This is a genomic window from Peribacillus sp. RS7 (assembly GCF_041956845.1).
GTDB lineage: Bacteria > Bacillota > Bacilli > Bacillales > DSM-1321 > Peribacillus.
The window spans coordinates 2,738,506-2,759,397 of record NZ_CP168135.1; the positions used below are offsets into that span (position 1 = coordinate 2,738,506).

The 20,892-nt window shown below is 41.4% G+C and carries 14 protein-coding genes, 3 rRNA genes and 1 pseudogene; 15 read left to right on the forward strand and 3 right to left on the reverse strand.

The window, feature by feature from the left end; all coding sequences use genetic code 11:
* The first annotated feature begins 36 nt into the window (after positions 1-36).
* From ACDZ29_RS13830 to ACDZ29_RS13855, 6 genes are all read left to right on the forward strand, one after another.
* Complete coding sequence (locus tag ACDZ29_RS13830; protein ID WP_370016494.1) at positions 37-393, forward strand: MmcQ/YjbR family DNA-binding protein; 357 nt, start codon at positions 37-39, stop codon at positions 391-393.
* Between the two features lie 333 nt (positions 394-726).
* Positions 727-1,929, forward strand: coding sequence for an IS110 family transposase (locus tag ACDZ29_RS13835; RefSeq protein ID WP_375091044.1), 1,203 nt, complete (start codon positions 727-729; stop codon positions 1,927-1,929).
* A 652-nt stretch (positions 1,930-2,581) separates the two neighbouring features.
* Positions 2,582-4,132 (forward strand): 16S ribosomal RNA (locus ACDZ29_RS13840).
* A gap of 175 nt (positions 4,133-4,307) precedes the next feature.
* Positions 4,308-7,240, forward strand: a 23S ribosomal RNA gene (locus ACDZ29_RS13845).
* Between the two features lie 64 nt (positions 7,241-7,304).
* A 5S ribosomal RNA gene (gene rrf / locus ACDZ29_RS13850) occupies positions 7,305-7,420 on the forward strand.
* The 16S, 23S and 5S rRNA genes sit together here, the layout of an rRNA operon.
* 161 nt (positions 7,421-7,581) lie before the next feature.
* Positions 7,582-8,433 carry a tyrosine-type recombinase/integrase gene (locus tag ACDZ29_RS13855; protein WP_375091045.1) on the forward strand — a complete coding sequence of 284 codons (852 nt, stop codon included), beginning with the start codon at positions 7,582-7,584 and terminating at the stop codon, positions 8,431-8,433.
* Positions 8,434-8,584: 151 nt separating this feature from the next.
* Here ACDZ29_RS13855 and ACDZ29_RS13860 read toward each other — a convergent pair.
* Positions 8,585-9,016 (reverse strand): annotated as a pseudogene (locus tag ACDZ29_RS13860) (manganese catalase family protein); the annotation flags it as partial.
* Positions 9,017-9,187: 171 nt separating this feature from the next.
* A complete protein-coding gene (locus tag ACDZ29_RS13865; RefSeq protein WP_370013820.1) occupies positions 9,188-9,391 on the reverse strand; it encodes a hypothetical protein in 204 nt (67 codons plus the stop codon).
* 114 nt (positions 9,392-9,505) lie between these two features.
* On the opposite strand from ACDZ29_RS13865, the gene ACDZ29_RS13870 reads away from it, so the two are divergent.
* The 7 genes from ACDZ29_RS13870 (at position 9,506) to ACDZ29_RS13900 (ending at position 15,583) form a co-directional block, all read left to right on the forward strand.
* The gene (locus ACDZ29_RS13870) at positions 9,506-9,655 is read left to right on the forward strand and encodes a hypothetical protein (protein WP_375091046.1); all 150 of its coding nucleotides are present in this window, start codon (positions 9,506-9,508) and stop codon (positions 9,653-9,655) included.
* Between the two features lie 682 nt (positions 9,656-10,337).
* Positions 10,338-10,682 carry a hypothetical protein gene (locus ACDZ29_RS13875; RefSeq protein ID WP_375091047.1) on the forward strand — a complete coding sequence of 115 codons (345 nt, stop codon included), beginning with the start codon at positions 10,338-10,340 and terminating at the stop codon, positions 10,680-10,682.
* A 526-nt stretch (positions 10,683-11,208) separates the two neighbouring features.
* Positions 11,209-11,598, forward strand: a complete 390-nt coding sequence (locus ACDZ29_RS13880; protein WP_370016969.1) for a VOC family protein — start codon at positions 11,209-11,211, stop codon at positions 11,596-11,598.
* A gap of 229 nt (positions 11,599-11,827) precedes the next feature.
* Positions 11,828-12,256, forward strand: coding sequence for a VOC family protein (locus ACDZ29_RS13885; RefSeq protein WP_289323671.1), 429 nt, complete (start codon positions 11,828-11,830; stop codon positions 12,254-12,256).
* Positions 12,257-13,373: 1,117 nt separating this feature from the next.
* Positions 13,374-14,150, forward strand: a complete 777-nt coding sequence (locus ACDZ29_RS13890; protein ID WP_375091048.1) for a transporter substrate-binding domain-containing protein — start codon at positions 13,374-13,376, stop codon at positions 14,148-14,150.
* A gap of 57 nt (positions 14,151-14,207) precedes the next feature.
* A complete protein-coding gene (locus tag ACDZ29_RS13895; RefSeq protein ID WP_289323673.1) occupies positions 14,208-14,852 on the forward strand; it encodes an amino acid ABC transporter permease in 645 nt (214 codons plus the stop codon).
* Positions 14,849-15,583 carry an amino acid ABC transporter ATP-binding protein gene (locus ACDZ29_RS13900; RefSeq protein WP_289318015.1) on the forward strand — a complete coding sequence of 245 codons (735 nt, stop codon included), beginning with the start codon at positions 14,849-14,851 and terminating at the stop codon, positions 15,581-15,583. Before ACDZ29_RS13895 ends, ACDZ29_RS13900 begins: the two co-directional genes overlap by 4 nt.
* A 215-nt stretch (positions 15,584-15,798) precedes the next feature.
* On the opposite strand, the gene ACDZ29_RS13905 is transcribed toward ACDZ29_RS13900, so the two are convergent.
* Positions 15,799-18,306 (reverse strand): NEW3 domain-containing protein, encoded by a 2,508-nt coding sequence (locus ACDZ29_RS13905; RefSeq protein ID WP_375091049.1) that lies wholly within the window; start codon positions 18,304-18,306, stop codon positions 15,799-15,801.
* Between the two features lie 267 nt (positions 18,307-18,573).
* On the opposite strand from ACDZ29_RS13905, the gene ACDZ29_RS13910 reads away from it, so the two are divergent.
* Both ACDZ29_RS13910 and ACDZ29_RS13915 read left to right on the forward strand, forming a co-directional pair.
* Complete coding sequence (locus tag ACDZ29_RS13910; protein WP_370013828.1) at positions 18,574-19,803, forward strand: ROK family transcriptional regulator; 1,230 nt, start codon at positions 18,574-18,576, stop codon at positions 19,801-19,803.
* Entirely contained in the window at positions 19,800-20,891 is a 1,092-nt protein-coding gene (locus ACDZ29_RS13915) for an extracellular solute-binding protein (RefSeq protein ID WP_375091050.1), read from the forward strand. Before ACDZ29_RS13910 ends, ACDZ29_RS13915 begins: the two co-directional genes overlap by 4 nt.
* The last annotated feature ends 1 nt before the right edge of the window (position 20,892 follow it).

Genomic DNA, 20,892 nt, shown 5'->3' on the forward strand with positions numbered 1-20,892 from the left:
AAATTAGAAAGTTATTATTTTAGGAAGAGGTTAACAATGAAAAATAGAGAGGAAGCTATCGGTTACTGTTTAGGGATGGGGAATACATATGAAGATTATCCATTTCGCGATAAGAATTGGACGTTAATGCGACATATAGATAACAAGAAAGTGTTTGCGTGGATATTTGAAAAAGATGGCCATATTTGGATTAATGTGAAATGTGAACTCGGTTTTTTGGATTATTGGCGTCAGATTTACAATTCGGTAGTTCCGGCATTTCATCTTAATAAGGACCATTGGAATTCGATAATTCTTGACGGTACTGTTCCAAAGGAAGACATTTACGAAATGATAAAACAAAGCTATTTGTTAACTAAAAAAAGTAATAGTAAAGTTAATTTGAAAAAGTGAAGGCATTGATTCAGCAGGAAGGATTAATGCCTTTTTCTGTGGAACTTACTATGATTGTGAAATAATCTACTTAAAGTAACGGGTGCGTTCGTATTATAAGGTTGACCAGTAAAAATTACTGGTTGACCTTTTTTTAATAGAATCTATTATATCAGTAGCCAGGGTAGGACGTACGGGTGCGTGGGACTTGATCCCGTGAACTTAACTGTTCGCCCCCTACTTGTAGAAACATGTTTGAGGCTGGTTGGGACGTGGATCTCGTATAACAAGCGAAGCTATGACACTACATGGAGGACTAGGGGTACTGGTAAATAAGTGGAGGAGGAAAAAGCAATGAATCCAGTTGTTGGTCTGGATGTAGCAAAAGGAGAGAGCCAAGTTCAGGCATTTTTAGATCAATCTAAACCGTATGGGAAGAGCTTTTCAATGAAGCATATCAAAGAGGAATTAGATCATTTATTAGACTTTTTAAAAGAGATTGAAGTGGTGACAGGGCAGATGCCTATGGTCATTTTAGAATCTACAGGGCATTACCATACTCCTGTTATTCAATACTTGGAGGAACAAGGGATTCTATATATCTTACTAAATCTGATTATTTCTTATCAGGCAAAGAAGACCAGTTTACGAAAGGTAAAAACAGACGCAATCGATGCGTACCAGTTGTGTGTGCTGTATTACAAAGAGGATTTTGAACCTCATAAAAGTAGAGGAATTCAGCTTTTAGACCTTCGGAATTTGTCCAGACAACAGGAAATCGTAACGAATATGTATGTGGAAGCTAAACTTCAGTTTCACACCATTTTAGATCAAGTGTTTCCTGAATACCGGAAGGTTTTTGGGGATCTATATTCGAAGGTTTCTTTATTGATGTTAAAGGAATATCCTACTTCAGAGGCTGTATTAACAGCCGGAGAAAGTAGACTAGCAGAGAGTGTTATAGAGTTCTGTCCTAGCCGATCCGGTCAATGGGCATGGGGAAAAGCAAAAAAAATAATGGACTCCGCAACTCGGAATCCATTTCAAAAAAACGTGTATGAAAGTCACGTAATCAATCTTCGTATGTATATTGAGTTGCTTTTTCATTACCAGGGACACCTTTCTGATTTGGAAGATCGTATAGTGGCCCTGGCAAATGAACTGGAAGAATATAAGATCATCCAATCGATACCCGGTATCGGTGAAAAAATCGCAGCCACGATTATCTCTGAAATTGGTGAAATCGATCGGTTTAATCATCCGAAAAAACTGGTTGCCTTCGCTGGAGTAGATCCAAGTGTTCACTCATCGGGTAAGTTTACAGCAACCATTAATCGTATGACAAAAAGAGGTTCGAGCAGACTACGTCATTCTCTGTATCTTGCCGTACTATGCGGCATAAGAAGTTCAAGGAACAAAAAGCTTAAAGCATTCTATGATAAGAAAAAATCAGAAGGAAAACCTGCCAAAGTGTCAATCGTTGCCTGTATGAATAAGTTGCTTCATTGGATTTATGCTTTATTAAAGAGAAAAGAAACGTTCCTAGATTTAGCCTAATTAACGGTTTTGTGTAACAGAGAAAAATCCTTCCAAAAGGGTTTTGGAGGGGTATTTGGCATGGCCGAAAATAGTATATCATAAGGGAAATGAAATTTTTAGAGAAAGATATTGACATCCTATTAGCTGGTTTAGTTTTCTAAAAGAAAAAAGGAGAGTATATTATACATGGCTAAAATGTACTCTCGTTTATTTATTAAGTTTTTTTATAATTAGGTCTAGATAACTTAAGTCACTAATTTGTCCATCCGTGAGGTAGATAATGTATATTGAAGAATACTTTAAAAATGATAAAATCTTCAGTTTAGTGCATCCCAGTTAATTATTATAGAAGAAACACGTACAGTGGTTTTTTGTATTCATTAACAAGATGGTTCAAGAGGGAAGTGTTAGTACAGATTCTCATTTTACGAATTAAATATTGACACTAAAGAAAAATAGAAGTATGATAATGAAGTCGCCTAATTAACGAGCGATATTAACAAAATATTTTCTTCGTAGAAGTTGACAACTATTCAACGTTATGTTAAGATGAATAAGTTGAAACAAACCAGTAACAATTGCTCTTTGAAAACTGAACAAAACAAAGCGCCAACGTTAAATTTTAAGTGAGCACACACTATCAAAAAAGCAAATGAGCAAGTCAAACATTTCTTCGGAGAGTTTGATCCTGGCTCAGGACGAACGCTGGCGGCGTGCCTAATACATGCAAGTCGAGCGAATCGATGGGAGCTTGCTCCCTGAGATTAGCGGCGGACGGGTGAGTAACACGTGGGCAACCTGCCTATAAGACTGGGATAACTTCGGGAAACCGGAGCTAATACCGGATACGTTCTTTTCTCGCATGAGAGAAGATGGAAAGACGGTTTCGGCTGTCACTTATAGATGGGCCCGCGGCGCATTAGCTAGTTGGTGAGGTAATGGCTCACCAAGGCGACGATGCGTAGCCGACCTGAGAGGGTGATCGGCCACACTGGGACTGAGACACGGCCCAGACTCCTACGGGAGGCAGCAGTAGGGAATCTTCCGCAATGGACGAAAGTCTGACGGAGCAACGCCGCGTGAACGAAGAAGGCCTTCGGGTCGTAAAGTTCTGTTGTTAGGGAAGAACAAGTACCAGAGTAACTGCTGGTACCTTGACGGTACCTAACCAGAAAGCCACGGCTAACTACGTGCCAGCAGCCGCGGTAATACGTAGGTGGCAAGCGTTGTCCGGAATTATTGGGCGTAAAGCGCGCGCAGGTGGTTCTTTAAGTCTGATGTGAAAGCCCACGGCTCAACCGTGGAGGGTCATTGGAAACTGGGGAACTTGAGTGCAGAAGAGGAAAGTGGAATTCCAAGTGTAGCGGTGAAATGCGTAGAGATTTGGAGGAACACCAGTGGCGAAGGCGACTTTCTGGTCTGTAACTGACACTGAGGCGCGAAAGCGTGGGGAGCAAACAGGATTAGATACCCTGGTAGTCCACGCCGTAAACGATGAGTGCTAAGTGTTAGAGGGTTTCCGCCCTTTAGTGCTGCAGCTAACGCATTAAGCACTCCGCCTGGGGAGTACGGCCGCAAGGCTGAAACTCAAAGGAATTGACGGGGGCCCGCACAAGCGGTGGAGCATGTGGTTTAATTCGAAGCAACGCGAAGAACCTTACCAGGTCTTGACATCCTCTGACAACCCTAGAGATAGGGCTTTCCCCTTCGGGGGACAGAGTGACAGGTGGTGCATGGTTGTCGTCAGCTCGTGTCGTGAGATGTTGGGTTAAGTCCCGCAACGAGCGCAACCCTTGATCTTAGTTGCCAGCATTCAGTTGGGCACTCTAAGGTGACTGCCGGTGACAAACCGGAGGAAGGTGGGGATGACGTCAAATCATCATGCCCCTTATGACCTGGGCTACACACGTGCTACAATGGATGGTACAAAGGGCTGCAAACCTGCGAAGGTAAGCGAATCCCATAAAGCCATTCTCAGTTCGGATTGTAGGCTGCAACTCGCCTACATGAAGCCGGAATCGCTAGTAATCGCGGATCAGCATGCCGCGGTGAATACGTTCCCGGGCCTTGTACACACCGCCCGTCACACCACGAGAGTTTGTAACACCCGAAGTCGGTGAGGTAACCTTTATGGAGCCAGCCGCCTAAGGTGGGACAGATGATTGGGGTGAAGTCGTAACAAGGTAGCCGTATCGGAAGGTGCGGCTGGATCACCTCCTTTCTAAGGATAATTACGAGAGCGCTTTTGTTTTGTTCAGTTTTGAATGAGTAATTCATTCAGATAGGGAAGAAAAACATCACGATGTGATGGATTCTTTCTGCTTTGTTCCTTGAAAACTAGATAATAGATAGAAGGCAATTAATTTTTTTCAAAGCATCTGTAAGATCTTTTTAACGGTTAAGTTAGAAAGGGCGCACGGTGGATGCCTTGGCACTAGGAGCCGATGAAGGACGGGACTAACACCGATATGCTTCGGGGAGCTGTAAGTAAGCTTTGATCCGGAGATTTCCGAATGGGGAAACCCACTGTTCGTAATGGAACAGTATCTTTACCTGAATACATAGGGTACTGAAGGCAGACCCGGGGAACTGAAACATCTAAGTACCCGGAGGAAGAGAAAGCAAATGCGATTTCCTGAGTAGCGGCGAGCGAAACGGAATTAGCCCAAACCAAGAGGCTTGCCTCTTGGGGTTGTAGGACACTCAACATGGAGTTACAAAGGAACGGGGTAAATGAAGTGACCTGGAAAGGTCCGTCAAAGAAGGTAAAAACCCTGTAGTTGAAACTTCGTTCCCTCCTGAGTGGATCCTGAGTACGGCGGGACACGAGAAATCCCGTCGGAAGCAGGGAGGACCATCTCCCAAGGCTAAATACTCCCTAGTGACCGATAGTGAACCAGTACCGTGAGGGAAAGGTGAAAAGCACCCCGGAAGGGGAGTGAAATAGATCCTGAAACCGTGTGCCTACAAGTAGTCAAAGCCCGTTAATGGGTAATGGCGTGCCTTTTGTAGAATGAACCGGCGAGTTACGATTTCATGCGAGGTTAAGTTGATAAGACGGAGCCGCAGCGAAAGCGAGTCTGAATAGGGCGAATGAGTATGAGGTCGTAGACCCGAAACCAGGTGATCTACCCATGTCCAGGGTGAAGTTCAGGTAACACTGAATGGAGGCCCGAACCCACGCACGTTGAAAAGTGCGGGGATGAGGTGTGGGTAGCGGAGAAATTCCAATCGAACCTGGAGATAGCTGGTTCTCTCCGAAATAGCTTTAGGGCTAGCCTCAAGATGAGAGTATTGGAGGTAGAGCACTGATTGGACTAGGGGCCCCCAACGGGTTACCGAATTCAGTCAAACTCCGAATGCCAAATACTTATTCTTGGGAGTCAGACTGCGAGTGATAAGATCCGTAGTCGAAAGGGAAACAGCCCAGACCACCAGCTAAGGTCCCAAAGTATACGTTAAGTGGAAAAGGATGTGGAGTTGCTTAGACAACCAGGATGTTGGCTCAGAAGCAGCCACCATTTAAAGAGTGCGTAATAGCTCACTGGTCGAGTGACTCCGCGCCGAAAATGTACCGGGGCTAAACGTATCACCGAAGCTGTGGATTGACACCATTAGGTGTCGATGGTAGGAGAGCGTTCTAAGGGCGTTGAAGTCAGACCGGAAGGACTGGTGGAGCGCTTAGAAGTGAGAATGCCGGTATGAGTAGCGAAAGAAGGGTGAGAATCCCTTCCACCGAATGCCTAAGGTTTCCTGAGGAAGGCTCGTCCGCTCAGGGTTAGTCGGGACCTAAGCCGAGGCCGAAAGGCGTAGGCGATGGACAACAGGTTGATATTCCTGTACCACCTATACATCGTTTGAACGATGGGGGGACGCAGAAGGATAGGGTAAGCGCGCTGTTGGATATGCGCGTCCAAGCAGTTAGGCCGGAAACGAGGCAAATCCCGTTTCCATTAAGGCGGAGCTGTGATGGCGAGGGAAATATAGTACCGAAGTTCCTGATTCCACGCTGCCAAGAAAAGCCTCTAGTGAGATGTAAGGTGCCCGTACCGCAAACCGACACAGGTAGGCGAGGAGAGAATCCTAAGGTGTGCGAGAGAACTCTCGTTAAGGAACTCGGCAAAATGACCCCGTAACTTCGGGAGAAGGGGTGCTTTTTAGGGTGAATAGCCCGGAAAAGCCGCAGTGAATAGGCCCAGGCGACTGTTTAGCAAAAACACAGGTCTCTGCGAAGCCGCAAGGCGAAGTATAGGGGCTGACACCTGCCCGGTGCTGGAAGGTTAAGGGGAGAGGTTAGCGCAAGCGAAGCTTTGAACCGAAGCCCCAGTAAACGGCGGCCGTAACTATAACGGTCCTAAGGTAGCGAAATTCCTTGTCGGGTAAGTTCCGACCCGCACGAAAGGTGTAACGATCTGGGCACTGTCTCAACGAGAGACTCGGTGAAATTATAGTACCTGTGAAGATGCAGGTTACCCGCGACAGGACGGAAAGACCCCGTGGAGCTTTACTGCAGCCTGATATTGAATTTTGGTACAGCTTGTACAGGATAGGTAGGAGCCTGAGAAGCCGGAGCGCTAGCTTCGGTGGAGGCGTTGGTGGGATACTACCCTGGCTGTATTGAAATTCTAACCCGCGCCCCTTATCGGGGTGGGAGACAGTGTCAGGTGGGCAGTTTGACTGGGGCGGTCGCCTCCTAAAGAGTAACGGAGGCGCCCAAAGGTTCCCTCAGAATGGTTGGAAATCATTCGTAGAGTGTAAAGGCACAAGGGAGCTTGACTGCGAGACCTACAAGTCGAGCAGGGACGAAAGTCGGGCTTAGTGATCCGGTGGTTCCGCATGGAAGGGCCATCGCTCAACGGATAAAAGCTACCCCGGGGATAACAGGCTTATCTCCCCCAAGAGTCCACATCGACGGGGAGGTTTGGCACCTCGATGTCGGCTCATCGCATCCTGGGGCTGTAGTCGGTCCCAAGGGTTGGGCTGTTCGCCCATTAAAGCGGTACGCGAGCTGGGTTCAGAACGTCGTGAGACAGTTCGGTCCCTATCCGTCGCGGGCGCAGGAAATTTGAGAGGAGCTGTCCTTAGTACGAGAGGACCGGGATGGACGCACCGCTGGTGTACCAGTTGTCTTGCCAAAGGCATAGCTGGGTAGCTACGTGCGGACGGGATAAGTGCTGAAAGCATCTAAGCATGAAGCCCCCCTCAAGATGAGATTTCCCATGGCGCAAGCTAGTAAGATCCCTGAAAGATGATCAGGTTGATAGGTCAGAGGTGGAAGCGTGGCGACATGTGGAGCTGACTGATACTAATAGATCGAGGACTTAACCAACGCTTTTTAAAAAATGAAATACCTTCTTATTATCTAGTTTTGAAGGAACAACGTTCCTTTATTGTTTGGTGGCGATAGCGAAGAGGTCACACCCGTTCCCATTCCGAACACGGCAGTTAAGCTCTTCAGCGCCGATGGTAGTTGGGGGTTTCCCCCTGTGAGAGTAGGACGCCGCCAAGCAAAGTTTATCACATCAAATAGGATTCATAAACCCGTATAAACAGGTTCAAATCCTATCTTAGCATTCTAAACCTTAGGATTCTCCTAAGGTTTTTTTGTATAAATTCAACTTTTCGTTGGAAAGGCTTATTAATAGCATGATTTTGGTAGGGGGCCTCTCGATGACCAGTAAAGAAGAAAACCTGGACAATAAACAAATTCTTCATTCTTTTGCCGAATGGTTAATAGGTCAAAATAAATCCGATGGTACGATTAAAACCTATGTGGGAGTCATCTCCCAGTTTCTTCAATGGTTTAAAGAAGAAGCGGAAGAGATTGAAAAATCCCACGTGCAAACCTATTTAGACGATATGGAACAGTCAAACAAGAGTGGAGGAACGATTGAAAAACATTATTCAGCCATTACCATGTTTTCTAGGTTCCTTGATAAACCCGAGATCGTCCTCAACATTGATCGTAAAGCAAAGGAAAAGAAAGAAGATCCGCCAAAAACCCTGAACATGCTTGAGCAAGCTGCTCTCCTAAAAGAAATCGAGTCCTCTGGGCATTTCAGGAATATTGCTATAGTCTACACAATGATACATACGGGTATCCGGGTGTCCGAACTTTGTGATTTGAACCATAGCGACATTCAAAAAGAGGGAGAAAGGCAATATATCCTCATCCGGGATTCAAAAGGTGATATAGACAGGAAGATTCCACTGTCCATAACTGCTAGTGAAAAGATCAAGGCATACAAGGAATTTTTAAATATGGAAACGGAAGCCATCTTCATATCCAGTGTGAATCAGCGCATCACGCCAAGGTCCGTGCAATATATGCTGACTAAATATAATGCGACTCCCCATAAGCTGCGGAGTACGTTTTGCCAAAAACTAATCGATAAGGGGATAGACCTTCAAACCGTTTCAAAATTGATGGGGCATAAAGATTTGAACATGACCAAACGTTATATAGGAGAAGGAAAAGAAGAATTGGAATTAGCCATTGAAAATACTTTTGATAATTTATAAGGGCCCTTTGGTAAAATCCTTTTCTTATGGTATTTCCTCCTTAGAGGATAATAAAAAAGACACTGCTCCCAATAAAGATTAAGGGAAACAGTGTCTTTTTTATTGTGTCCAAATAGAAGAAAGAAACAATTTAAGATGTGCCCGCCTTTTTTTAATTGTTCAAATCACTCAAGCCGGGGCTATGTTCATTTGGCATATCCGGCATTTCGGGAACCGGGAATCCTTTTGGCGGCTCGGTAACAGTAAGGTTTCCACCATTTCGGCTCGGTGTCTCCCCTTGGAAAATTTCGCTGATTTGAGTTTGATCCAATCTGAAGTTGAATTGGGCATTATGGTAGCCTAAATCCACATATTTGCGGCATTCGGGATATTTGTTCAAATCATAATTGGGTACAGGGAAGATTTTTCCCCAGTCGACACCAAGCGTTTCCAATGCCTTGGCAAATGCATTTTGGTGCGCATTGTCGCGAACCATTAAAAATGCCAGTGTTTCACGCATTGTTTTATTGGAACTCATTTCATAAATCCTGGACTTTTGCAGGACACCAGTAGATTCAAGCATGACATTGTTCAAAAGGTTAGCTTAGCGTATGGATAGTGCTATCCGTCCTCTTTATTTATTTAGCAATAAAAAAAGAGAACGGGAATCCATCATAGTTCAAGCTCATTACCTATGCAAATTGTATTGTGAATAATTTTGCCTGAGATTAATGGACTTTTCCCTTCAAATGTGTTCCTTAGCCTTACGTATATTCTATTCGATTTCATCATCAAGCAGGCGCAGGATATCTTCTACGACACCCGCATGATCACCTTTTCGAAATTTATCAATAAAGTCTATATAAAGAAGCTCAAACACCTTTTCTAGTGTGTAGCCATGTTCAGGTTGAACTTCCTCCATATCGGCAAGCAACACCTCTCCACGTAAGGCGTATTTCCTTCTCATGCGTAAATTCAAAGTTTTTAATTCTTGGTTCTATTCTTTATGAATTAATTTAAAAGCAGATTCACCATACTTTTCAAGTCTTGAATCTTTACCAGCATACTGATCCAATGAGGTAAGCAATTTAATATGATAGCAAGTAATTTTGGACCACAGTTACTCGTTGAAGGGTTTGGCCTATCATTAACACAAGCTACAAGATATGGGAAGTTAGAGGATTATCTTTTAGAAGAACAAATAAGATCAGAACGTGATTTTATTATGGAAAATGGGACTTAACTGTTTTTAATTAAGAGGTGATCTAGTTAATGGGAAAATAACCCTGAGTAGGTCGTTTATATTCTATTTTTTTATAATGTAGGATTTTTTCTTATTTAGCAATCGGGCCATTTAATGGAATAAGGCTCTAAATAAAAAATGAATATTTATGTTAATCACGTTATAAGATTGTGAAGAAATGTACTTAAACTAAAGGGGCAGGATAGTTCAACAAGGAGTTATAATATATTAGATTCAGAAGCTTGTAAAAGTGGTTGTGAAAAATACATATAAAGTAACGAGATCCACCTAAAATAGGAGAGGAAAATTAAATTGAACATAGATATAGGGTTTCTCTTCCTTGTTCTTTTATCACTAACAGGATTAATATTGTCCATTCGATATACTAAAGAGCAAGATAAAGAACAGAGTGAAGTAGTAAGTGGAGCAGGAATCTTCGGTAATTGTGTTTATCTTTTGCTAACTTCACTACCATTTAGGGTAAGAAAGGCGATATATATTATAGTGTGCCTTCTTATGGTCCTTTTGTTTTCTATTGGTTTATGGGAAGTATAAAAGGTTTAGTTATGCAACTAACAGGAGCTTTAATTTAATGAGAATGGTTGCTGAAGCCCTCTTTTTTTAAAGGTGGATTACTTTAATAAAAAGTATAAAACGTGTAGTAGAGGAGTCTGAAAATAATATGGAATGTTTTTGTGAACAAAAGGAAACGTATGTGTTAAAAGTTGAAGGAGATGTTGGGGCGGACCCTATATGGTGCAATAAATGTGGTTGTAACTTTGATATAGAGGACATTCCGATTTCAAATGAGTTAAAACGAGAATTGATTGAATGGGTGAATATGTATGGTGAATGGATTGATTGGGATAAAGATAAATTGCTTTCCAATGGGATTGAACTTGAAGAGGAACACAATAAACAGGGGGTGAATTTAACAAGAAAAATAAAGAATGAACTTGAAGGGAAATATAGCATTAAATTTTCACCTTCAACAATGGCGAGAATGTATGGAAATAAAAATCATTAATGTTTATTCCACTAAAGGGTGCTTACTTTATTGTCAGGAGCTGATCAGCAGCTCTTTTTCCTTGCAACAAACGGGGCGGGTTATTCAATAAAGAAATTGCCTCAAATTGTTGTCAAATTTTCTTGGAAATAACTCCAAGCTGCTATAGTCGAAATTACTTCACCAACAAATGATAGCAGTCCGAAGACAAATTCCATAGTTATCAACTCATTCAAAATTATTATCATATGTTTTTCTAATCCATAAATTCCTATTAACATCCAGGTAGTTGGTGTTGCGCCATGGAGTAACCAACAAACAGGTTTAACAACAATGCTTATAATGAAGCAGTAGCTTTCAAACGTGGAGTGACAGTAGAGGGCATTGGATCAGATTACAGCAAAATGATACCACTTGGACGACCTGGTGAATTGGATATTTAAGCTGTCTTTAAGACAGCTTTTTCTTTATGGCACTAAAGGGACAGTTTAGTTGAAGTAGTGATAAAATAAAGGGGAAATTAGATAATATGAAAGAAGTGAAGGTTTTGATTAAATATAAATGCCTCCATCATGTAAGTCTTACTGTGACAGATTTGGAAAGAGCAAAAGAATTTTATGGTAAAACTCTATGTTTAAAAGAAATACAGCGTCCTGATTTTGATTTTCCAGGTGCCTGGTATGAAATAGAGGGACATCAACTGCACTTGATAGTCGATCCCTCTTCACAGACGATTCGTAAGGATAAAAGCTTATCCAGCAGAGAAGGTCACTTTGCCCTTAGAGTCGATAACTACTATGACACTCTTAAATGGTTAAAGCAGAATGAAGTTGAAATCCTTGAAAAACCATACGGAAAAAGTGGATTCGCACAAATTTTCTGTGCTGACCCAGACGGTAATTTGATTGAACTAAATGTTAATCAAAACAATCTATGAGTAATCTAAGATAAAGGCTGCCATTACTGGGTCTTTTCTTATTGAAGAAACGGGGCAGGATAGTGGAACAAAATGCCTTTTTTGAGGATGGAGGATAATGGGAACCAATAATGTAGAATCCATAAAAATTAGATCTATAATGATAGAGGATTAAAATTTTTTAAAAATAGACTTTGCCTTATTAAAGATAATAATAATAATAATAATAATAATGAAAGGAGGAACTAAATTGGGAGGAACTGAATTTGAATATGTTTTAGATCACGTTGGAATTGCTGTTAGAAGTATTGATGATGCTCTTCCCTTTTATCTTAATGTATTAAATGGAGTATTAGAGGACCGTTATACAAGCGATACACCTGGTGTTGAAGTACACGTTGCTGTTGTCAGAACTAATGATAAAGTAATTGAATTATTGGCACCAACCAACAAGAACTCTCCAATGGCTCGGTTTATAAAGCAACGAGGAAAAGGGGTACATCATATTGCATATCGAGTTGACGATTTGGACAAAGCAATACTCGAGGCAAGTACAAATGGAGTTCGTTTTCTAGAGGACACACTACGTACAAACACACGTGGAAGAAGGCTCATTTATGTTAATCCCGCATCAACTGATGGAACTTTGATTGAACTTTGTAGCTATCCAAATAATTAAAGAAAATTTTTTATCTTAATTGGTAGAGGAAATTCAAAGCAACAATTGGGGAATTAACGTGAACTTTAAATAATCTTTTACGCTGTTCAACTAACAGGTACGTTAACTTAAGATCAGAACTGTCTATAAGGCAGCTTTTTCATAGTCTACTATTAGGGCAGGATGGTTCCTTAAGAATGAAAAAACCTAAAATCACCATAACGAAGACTTATTTTTAGGGGGAAAAACATGAGCCTTAATCATGGTTTTATCTTATTTCCAAGACACCTGAAATAAAAGATTTTTGGATGTAGAGAGAAAGAAAAAACAGTGTCATCGGCAGTGTTGTGATACATGATGATTTGATTCAATACATTATTGACTCATTAAAATGGATTCTAAGTAAAAAAACATCATTGCGATGGACTCCAAGTGGCTGAGGTATTAACTATCATGGAGTAACCCTTAAACGAATAGCAAAACCAGTTGAAATGGATGAAAGCATACCTTTTCTTTCATCCAATGTTTCGAATTACATATTGGGCGAAATCATCAATGTTAGTGGCGGAAGATGGCTTCTGATAATTGGGAGTTTTTCCGAATGTGTTATTATGCAAGCTGTAAAAAAGAGACCAAAATAAAGTGGTCTCTTTTATTTGTTCAAATATCATTAAAAAAGGTCTGTCCGGAAAAGTCGAATTCAGCCGAAATTGGGCCAGTCCTTTCGATCTTAATGCAGTGTTTTCACTTCTTCATATCCAGTTGTGAAAAGTACGAGAGCAGGTGATGAATTGCTATCTGCATCTTTTCTACCTATTGCATCGATTATAAGTTGTGTAAGCTTCCAATAATCCTATCGGTCCTTGGACCCACCCTATGGGGTGTGTCCTATTAGGGATACCTGAATGTCCCTTTTGATAGCAGCTCGGCATTTTTATAGAAAAGGATCAAATACGCAGTTTCATACTTATTTTATATTTACCATCACTTAAACAATATTAGGAAAAACATCCATAAATATTATTCAAAGAAAATAATATTTATTCTAAAAATTCATATTATAATACTTTATTCTTATGCTATATTATAGGGAGAATTATTTATTATCACGTATAATCTAAGAAGTGGAGTGATTTGAATGAAGAAACTTAGTTTACTTAGTATGTTTTTGATTTTATCTATCTTTATCTCGGCTTGTGGAACCAGTGATGAAAAAAATGCAGGTGAGGAAAAGAAACCTGAAAAGGTATATAAAGTTGGTGTTGATACAACTTATCCTCCTTTTGAATTTAAAGAGGGGAACGACTATAAAGGTATTGATATTGAGTTAATCAATGCAATAGCGAAAGACCAGGATTTTAAAATCAAATTGTCTCCTATGGATTTCGGTGGAATCATTCCAGCGATGCAAGCCAATCAGCTTGATGTGGCCATTGCGGGAATGAGTATTACGGAGGAAAGAAAAAAGGTAGTAGATTTCTCAACACCGTATTTTGATGCAGGATTAACAATAGTTGTTAAAAAAGATAATACAAGTACTAAAACGGTTAAGGATCTTAAAGGAAAGACCATAGCAGTGAAAAAAGGGACAACAGGTGCTAAATATGCACAGGATAATGCTACGAAACTAGGAATTAAAGTTGTTCAATTTAATGATAGTCCAGCAATGTTCCAGGAAGTGGCCAACGGTAATGCGGATGCTCTTATAGAAGATTACCCGGTTATCTCCTATGCAATCGCCCAAAAAGATCTTGGGTTGAAGATCGTAGGTGACCGTTTGAATGGTGATCAGTATGGGATTGCTGTATTGAAGGGGCAAAACAAGGATTTATTGAAGAAAATAAATGATGGTCTTGCCAATATTAAAAAAGACGGCACGTATGATGAGATTATAAAAACGTATCTTGGTGAATAAATTCATGATCAATAGGCGCGCATAAAGCGCGCTTTCTTTTTCAAAGGGGTGAAAGGAATGGATATAATTGTTGCGGCATTGCCTATTTTATTAAAAGGACTTCAGGTGACACTTTATATCTTTGTGATTGCCATTATCCTAGGTTTTTTGATTGGTTTAGTGGTGGCCTTGCTGCGACTTGCCCCGATCAAGATCTTGAACTGGATTGCAAAGGTTTATGTGGATGCTATACGGGGGACACCGTTCATTGTGCAGTTGTTTTTTATCTATTTTGGTGTAAATTCTTTAAATTTGATTTCTTTGAACAGTACAACAGCAGGAATTATTACCGTTGCAATCAATGCAGGGGCATATTTTGCTGAAATAATAAGGGCAGGAATACAATCCATCGATAAAGGACAAACGGAAGCGGCAAGATCCATCGGGTTCACGGGTACTCAAACAATGAGATATGTCGTGCTGCCGCAAGCCTTTAGAAGGATGCTCCCTACCATTACGAACCAATCGATCATCAGCTTGAAAGATACTTCTCTATTATCCGTCATTGGTATAGCGGATTTAACTCAGCAAGGTCAGATTCAAGCTTCGGCAACCTTTGAAGCATTCAAGGTTTGGCTGGCTGTAGGTGTGATTTACTTTATCATCATCTATTTGTTAACCCTTATTGCTAATTTCATTGAAAGGAGGGTACAAGTTCGATGAGCATCATTACTGTAAAAAACCTGAGAAAATCATTTGGAACTGTCGAGGTTTTAAAAGATATTAATGCAGAAGTGCAAGAAAAGGAAGTAATTTGCGTAATAGGCCCTTCCGGATCTGGAAAGAGTACATTCCTGCGTTGCCTGAATCTCCTTGAGGAGGTTACGGGCGGTGAGGTGGTCATTAACGGACATGATATAACCGATCCTAAACGGAAAATCAATATTAACAAGGTCCGGCAAGAAGTTGGAATGGTTTTTCAACATTTCAATCTATTTCCTCATAAAACGGTGATGGAAAACATAACGTTGGGCCCTATTAAAATTCGTGCCACCGATAAAGCGGAAGCGGGAAGATTAGCGCTTGAGTTATTGGATAAGGTTGGTCTCAAGGAAAAGGCAAATAGCTATCCAGGGGAACTTTCCGGTGGACAAAAGCAACGGGTTGCCATCGCAAGGGCATTAGCGATGAATCCGAAAATCATGCTATTTGACGAACCGACTTCGGCACTTGACCCTGAAATGGTCGGGGATGTTTTAGAGGTAATGAAACAACTTGCTAAAGAAGGCATGACAATGGTCGTGGTTACGCATGAAATGGGCTTTGCCCGCGAAGTCGGGGACCGGGTCATATTCATGGATGGAGGGTATATTGTCGAAGAAAATGAACCGAATCAACTATTCGGTAACCCTCAGCACGAGAGAACAAAGGCATTCTTGAGTAAAGTGCTTTAACGGAATGCGAGTGTGGGATTGCCTGTAATAAATTAGTATAAGTATTGCCGGCATTGAAGTGGATTATGAAAGAAGTTGTGCATAAAGTGTGGACAAAGAAATGCGGGAAAACCCAAACGCATAAGCCTTTCCCTTATCTTTGTGCATAACTTTTTTTAGAGTAAAATAAGAAAAGAAACCTATGCAATCAACACCTGCATAGGTTTCTTTTTTATTTACTTGGAACCGTAACTAATCAGGTTCGTCATGATTCGATATCCGCCTGGAACCTGACCTTGAATTTGCCTGTATAGGACCAGGTTAGTGTAGAGGTAGGTGCCTTTACCGTATTTAGCCATGAGGATTCCGCCATCAAATGGTTCTTCATTCGGATCAGCCATGGAAATGAATGTTTCAAACCGTTCGTCCCGTTTCATTGGGAAGTACAATCCTCTTTCTTGAACCCAATTGTTCCAATCGTCCGTTGTTATTTTGTTTGGATAGTTAAAAAGCGCTGATTCTGGTTTAGACACGTTGACCGTGGCATTTTCATCGGTTACCCGCCAGCGAATGGAAGGATTCCCGAGGGTAAGTGGATATGGGGCAGTTTTCTGGGCATCCCATCCATCACCCGGTTTATGGTACTGAACGACGAGATGACCGCCGTTTTCCACATATTCAAGTAAGCGCGCGTTATTTGCCTTTAGATCTTCCCTGGATAGATAGGCACGTATGCCTGTAACGATCGTGTCGTATTGGCTTAAATCACCTTCAGCTAAATCAGCTGCAGTTAACTTTGTGATGTTAAGGCCAGCGTTGCTTAAGTAATCTGCCACTTTATCAAATCCACTCTCAATGTAACCCACTTTTAATGAAGCTGGCATCAAAAGCTCAAATGCAACGGTATTGATTGCAGCTGGATATCGGTAATAGAAGGTTCCGATATGGTCATAGGAAATCTCCTGAATGGTTGAATCAAAGGTTTTTCCATTGACCGTGGCAACTGCCTTAACCTGAAATTCACCATTTTGAATTGCCTTCGGTGGTGTTAGAGTGAACTTCACTTGTTTTTCTTCTGATTTTTCATTAAATGATACGGTGGTTTTTTTGGGATGAACTTCCCAATTTTCAGGAATTTTTAAAGCGACCTTTGCTGCTGTTTTTCCTTTTGTATAATTTTTCAAGGTTACGGTCACTGGTATTTTTTCTTTTACATCTGATGTATTTACCACGATATCTTCAGGGGATAGGTTAAGACCAACGTCAGGAAGGACAGCAATCGTTCCATCCAATTCTTCCATGATGGCGGTTTTGGTGCTGCCGTATTTATAAGAAATGCTGGTTGTAATTGTTGATTCATCATAAGCATGATAATAGGCTGCATCTTCAGGGACTTCGACCTGGTAGGTTATTGTCGTTGATTTATTTGGTGCTAGATTGACTTCTTTAGCTTTTGTTTTAGCCTTCCATCCTTTAGGTACGTTCAATGCAGCAGCGACTTTTTTCAATGTTTGTTTCCCGTTATTCCTCACCGTTATGGTTACGTTCGTATTCTGGCCTTTTGTAAGGATCATTGACGCTGCTTTAGCTTGAACATCCAGTCCTGAAGAGACATAACTGACATTTTGTAATTGCTCTTCTTTTAATGAGAGCTTATGAAGTAAGTCGTTTTTCATGGCAGGGCTTAGCTTTGCCTTTTTGATTTGCGCAGTAATTGAACGAACATTGGCGAGAGCCGTTTGGGAAGTTGAAAAAACCCGTTTATCATTTGGATAAGCTTCAATAACAGCATCTAAATTCCGTTGTAGATATTTAAATTCACCTTTTAATTTTGATGCTGAGCGAGGGAGTTTTTCAGCCCATTCAGTAAAATCATAAGGTATGCCTGCAAACAGGTCCGACTGGCTTTTTGTATCAACGGCGCTTTGCTTCAAATCCAGATGGACCTGGCGCGGTGCTGCAGGGATATCAGAGCCCATGCCTTGGCTTTTATGCAGATACCGGGATTGTTCTCCAAGCTGTGGGTAAGTAATACCGTATATTGGATCATATTTACCGATTTCAATCGAAGTGGTTGCTTGATCTGCGGAGGAAACAGGTAAATATAACTTTTTCACTTGCCATACCGATAGACCTTGTTTCAATTGTTTTGGAAAAACAGTAGGATCAGCGGCATCCTTAAAGGCACGTTCGCTTAAGATTGTCATTGTTCGATGATGTCCATGCTGGGTATCATCATTTTGGAAGGATGGCATCAATATATCAGGCTGATACGTCCGAATAAAGCGGATAAGCCGTTCATACGTGAGTTCCTCGCCCCATTTTCCCAATGTTTCCTCTGGTGTTTTAGAGAATCCGAAATCATAGATGGGATCAGAGGTTGTTTCACTTAGATGATAGGCCTTAACTCCGGTGATTTTTGCAGCTTCTATCATTTCCCTTGAACGGATGATTCCAAGAGCATTGTCCAGTTCATCCCCAATTTCATTTTGTCCTCCTTCACCCCGGTTTGCAATCAGGCTGGATGTCTTCACCCCTAACCCTCTCGATAGATAAGCGAGAAAGTCACTGCGCTCATCATCAGGATGGGCACCGCTGTTTAAGAATGTCACGGTCGTCTCGAGTGGCTTGACCGCATTCCATAACTCAACTTTGGCTTCCTCCGGATTTGCAGCGGAACCTCCAAACGGCAATAATGCAAGAACTAGCAAAAGGGAAAGCAACGATAAAAAAGCTTTTTTCATTTTCTTTTAACCCCCTTCAACCTTAATAAAATACCCAAGCTTTTGTGAAGAAAAAAATGTAGGTTAGTAATATTTTCTAACTAACCAGATGAAAAACTTATCTAATAAATAGCACTAATGGTTATAAATGTAAATAATTCGAAGTAACTATTAAAAGGTGAGTATTTAAAATATTCAGAATTATAACTTGTGCGCAGATTGTGTTTAAGTTATATTTTTACTTAATTAGGAAGATTTACTAACTAAATGATGTAAGGCCGTGATGTGATGAGTTTTAAAAGAACACCCAGTCATCAAAAATACGTTAATAAAAAAAGAATCATTCAATGCATCCAAGAATGTTCACCCATATCGAGAGCTGAAATCGCCGTTAAGCTTAAGCTAAGTAAACCGACCGTTTCCCTGGCCGTGGATGAACTTATACAGGAGAAATGGGTATTTGAGAAAGGGATAGGAGAATCCTCTTCTCAAGGTGGAAGGAGGCCTATCCAGCTCTTTTTCAATGAGAAGGCTGCCTATATCATAGGGGTCGATATAGGCGGGACGAAAGTGAAAATCGTTTTATGTGATTTAATTGGCAACATCCTTGCCGAAGCTAGTTTTTCAACAAGCACTTATTTACATTCAGGTCTTCTTAAACAAATGGCGATTGAAACGGAACGGTTAATTGCAAAGAAGCAGATTGGAAAGGACAGGATATTAGGGATGGGAGTCGGGATTCCTGGTATAACGCAAACGGCAAGCGGATTAGTCATAGAGGCACCGAGTTTAGGGTGGGTACAGTATCCGTTTATAGCCGAAGCGAAAAGGTATTTTGATTTCCCCATTTTTCTCGACAATGATGTAAACGCGGCTGCGCTTGGAGAACAATGGCTGGGTAATGCACAAAATAAGCGGAATTTACTGTTCATTGCGGTTGGCACGGGGATAGGAAGCGGCATTATCTTGAATAATCAGTTATACAGAGGGGCATCCAGTGCAGCTGGGGAAATGGGATATATGGTAACTGATAAAGAGGATATGAAGCGTGAATTCAAGCCGGTTTTCCATAGGTACGGCTATTTGGAAAGTGTCGCAGGTGGAAAATCGATTGGCGGTCAATTTACCAGAGCTGTTCTTAAGGATCCTCATCATTTTTTATTCGAACGGGCCCAATCTTCCGAACTATCGGGGGAAGATGCTTTTTTGTCCGCAAAAAAAGGAGACACGACAGCGATGGCCGTCATTAATGAAGCCATCGAACATTTAGCCTGCGGAATTGTCAATGCGGCTAGTTTGCTAAATCCAGAGGTGATTATTTTAGGAGGTGGTGTATTAAATTCATCTGAATACATTTTACCTAGAATTCGGGAGATCGTTGATCGATATCTTCCAAGTTTAGTAGAAATGAAAACTTCTCAATTGGGAGAAAACGCAGGAGTATTAGGGGCGGTTTCCCTATTCTTAAGGGAACATGATGGCATTTTGAATTTTCGTGATGAGGGGGATTATTTATGAAATGTAGGAAAAAGTCGCTTGTTTCAGTTCTGGTCTTATCGGCAGCTCTATTGATTTCAGGATGTAACGGTTCAAATACGAAAACGAATTCGGAGTCTGGCGGTTCCAAGGGAGAAAAAGGTGAGTTGGAAGATAAAATCGTCGTTTATTCTCCGCATGGCAAAGATATTTTATCAAAGTTCGAAAAGCAGTTCGAAGATAAATATGGTATTGATGTTGAGTGGCTTGATATGGGGTCCCAGGAAATCCTTGACCGTGTTCGATCAGAGAAAAATAATCCGCAGGCAGACGTTTGGTGGGGAGCACCTTCTACGAACTTCAATCAAGCAAAGGATGATGGACTGCTTTCTGCTTATAAGCCTACCTATTCCGATAGTCTCGAAGAAGGGTTCCACGATCCGGAATGGTATTGGACGGGAACGAGCCAGACACCGGAAGTCATCATGTATAACAGCAAAGAACTGTCAAAAGACGAAGTGCCGAAAGATTGGGATGAGCTGCTTGATCCGAAATGGAAAGATGAAATCATCATCCGCTATCCGTTGGCCTCCGGAACGATGAGGACAATTTTTTCTGCGATGATCTATCGTACGTATAAGGATACGAATGATCCCCAAGAAGGATATGACTGGTTAAAGAAGCTTGACCAAAACACGAAGGAATATTCAGCGAACCCGGAAATGATGTATAACAAGGTAGCTAAAGGTGAGGGCTCCCTTTCCGTATGGGCAATGCCGGATGTTGTCATGCTGAAAGAAAATAAAAATTATCCGTTTGAGTTCGTCATTCCAGAAAGCGGAACTCCCGTATTGACAGAAGGTATCGCCATCGTTGAAGGTGCCAAGCATCCAAAAGCGGCTGAAGCCTTTTATGAGTTTGTCAATTCACCAGAAGCCGCAAAAACTTTGGCAGAAGAATTTTACAGGATTCCGACCAGAAGTGATGTGAAGGATTTACCGGAATGGATCACGGAAACCGAAATTAAAGCGATGGATATCGATTGGAATGCATTCCAAAAAAATGGTGATGAGTGGATGAAATATTGGGACGAAAATATAAAAAGTGGAGATAAAGAAATTAAAGAATAAG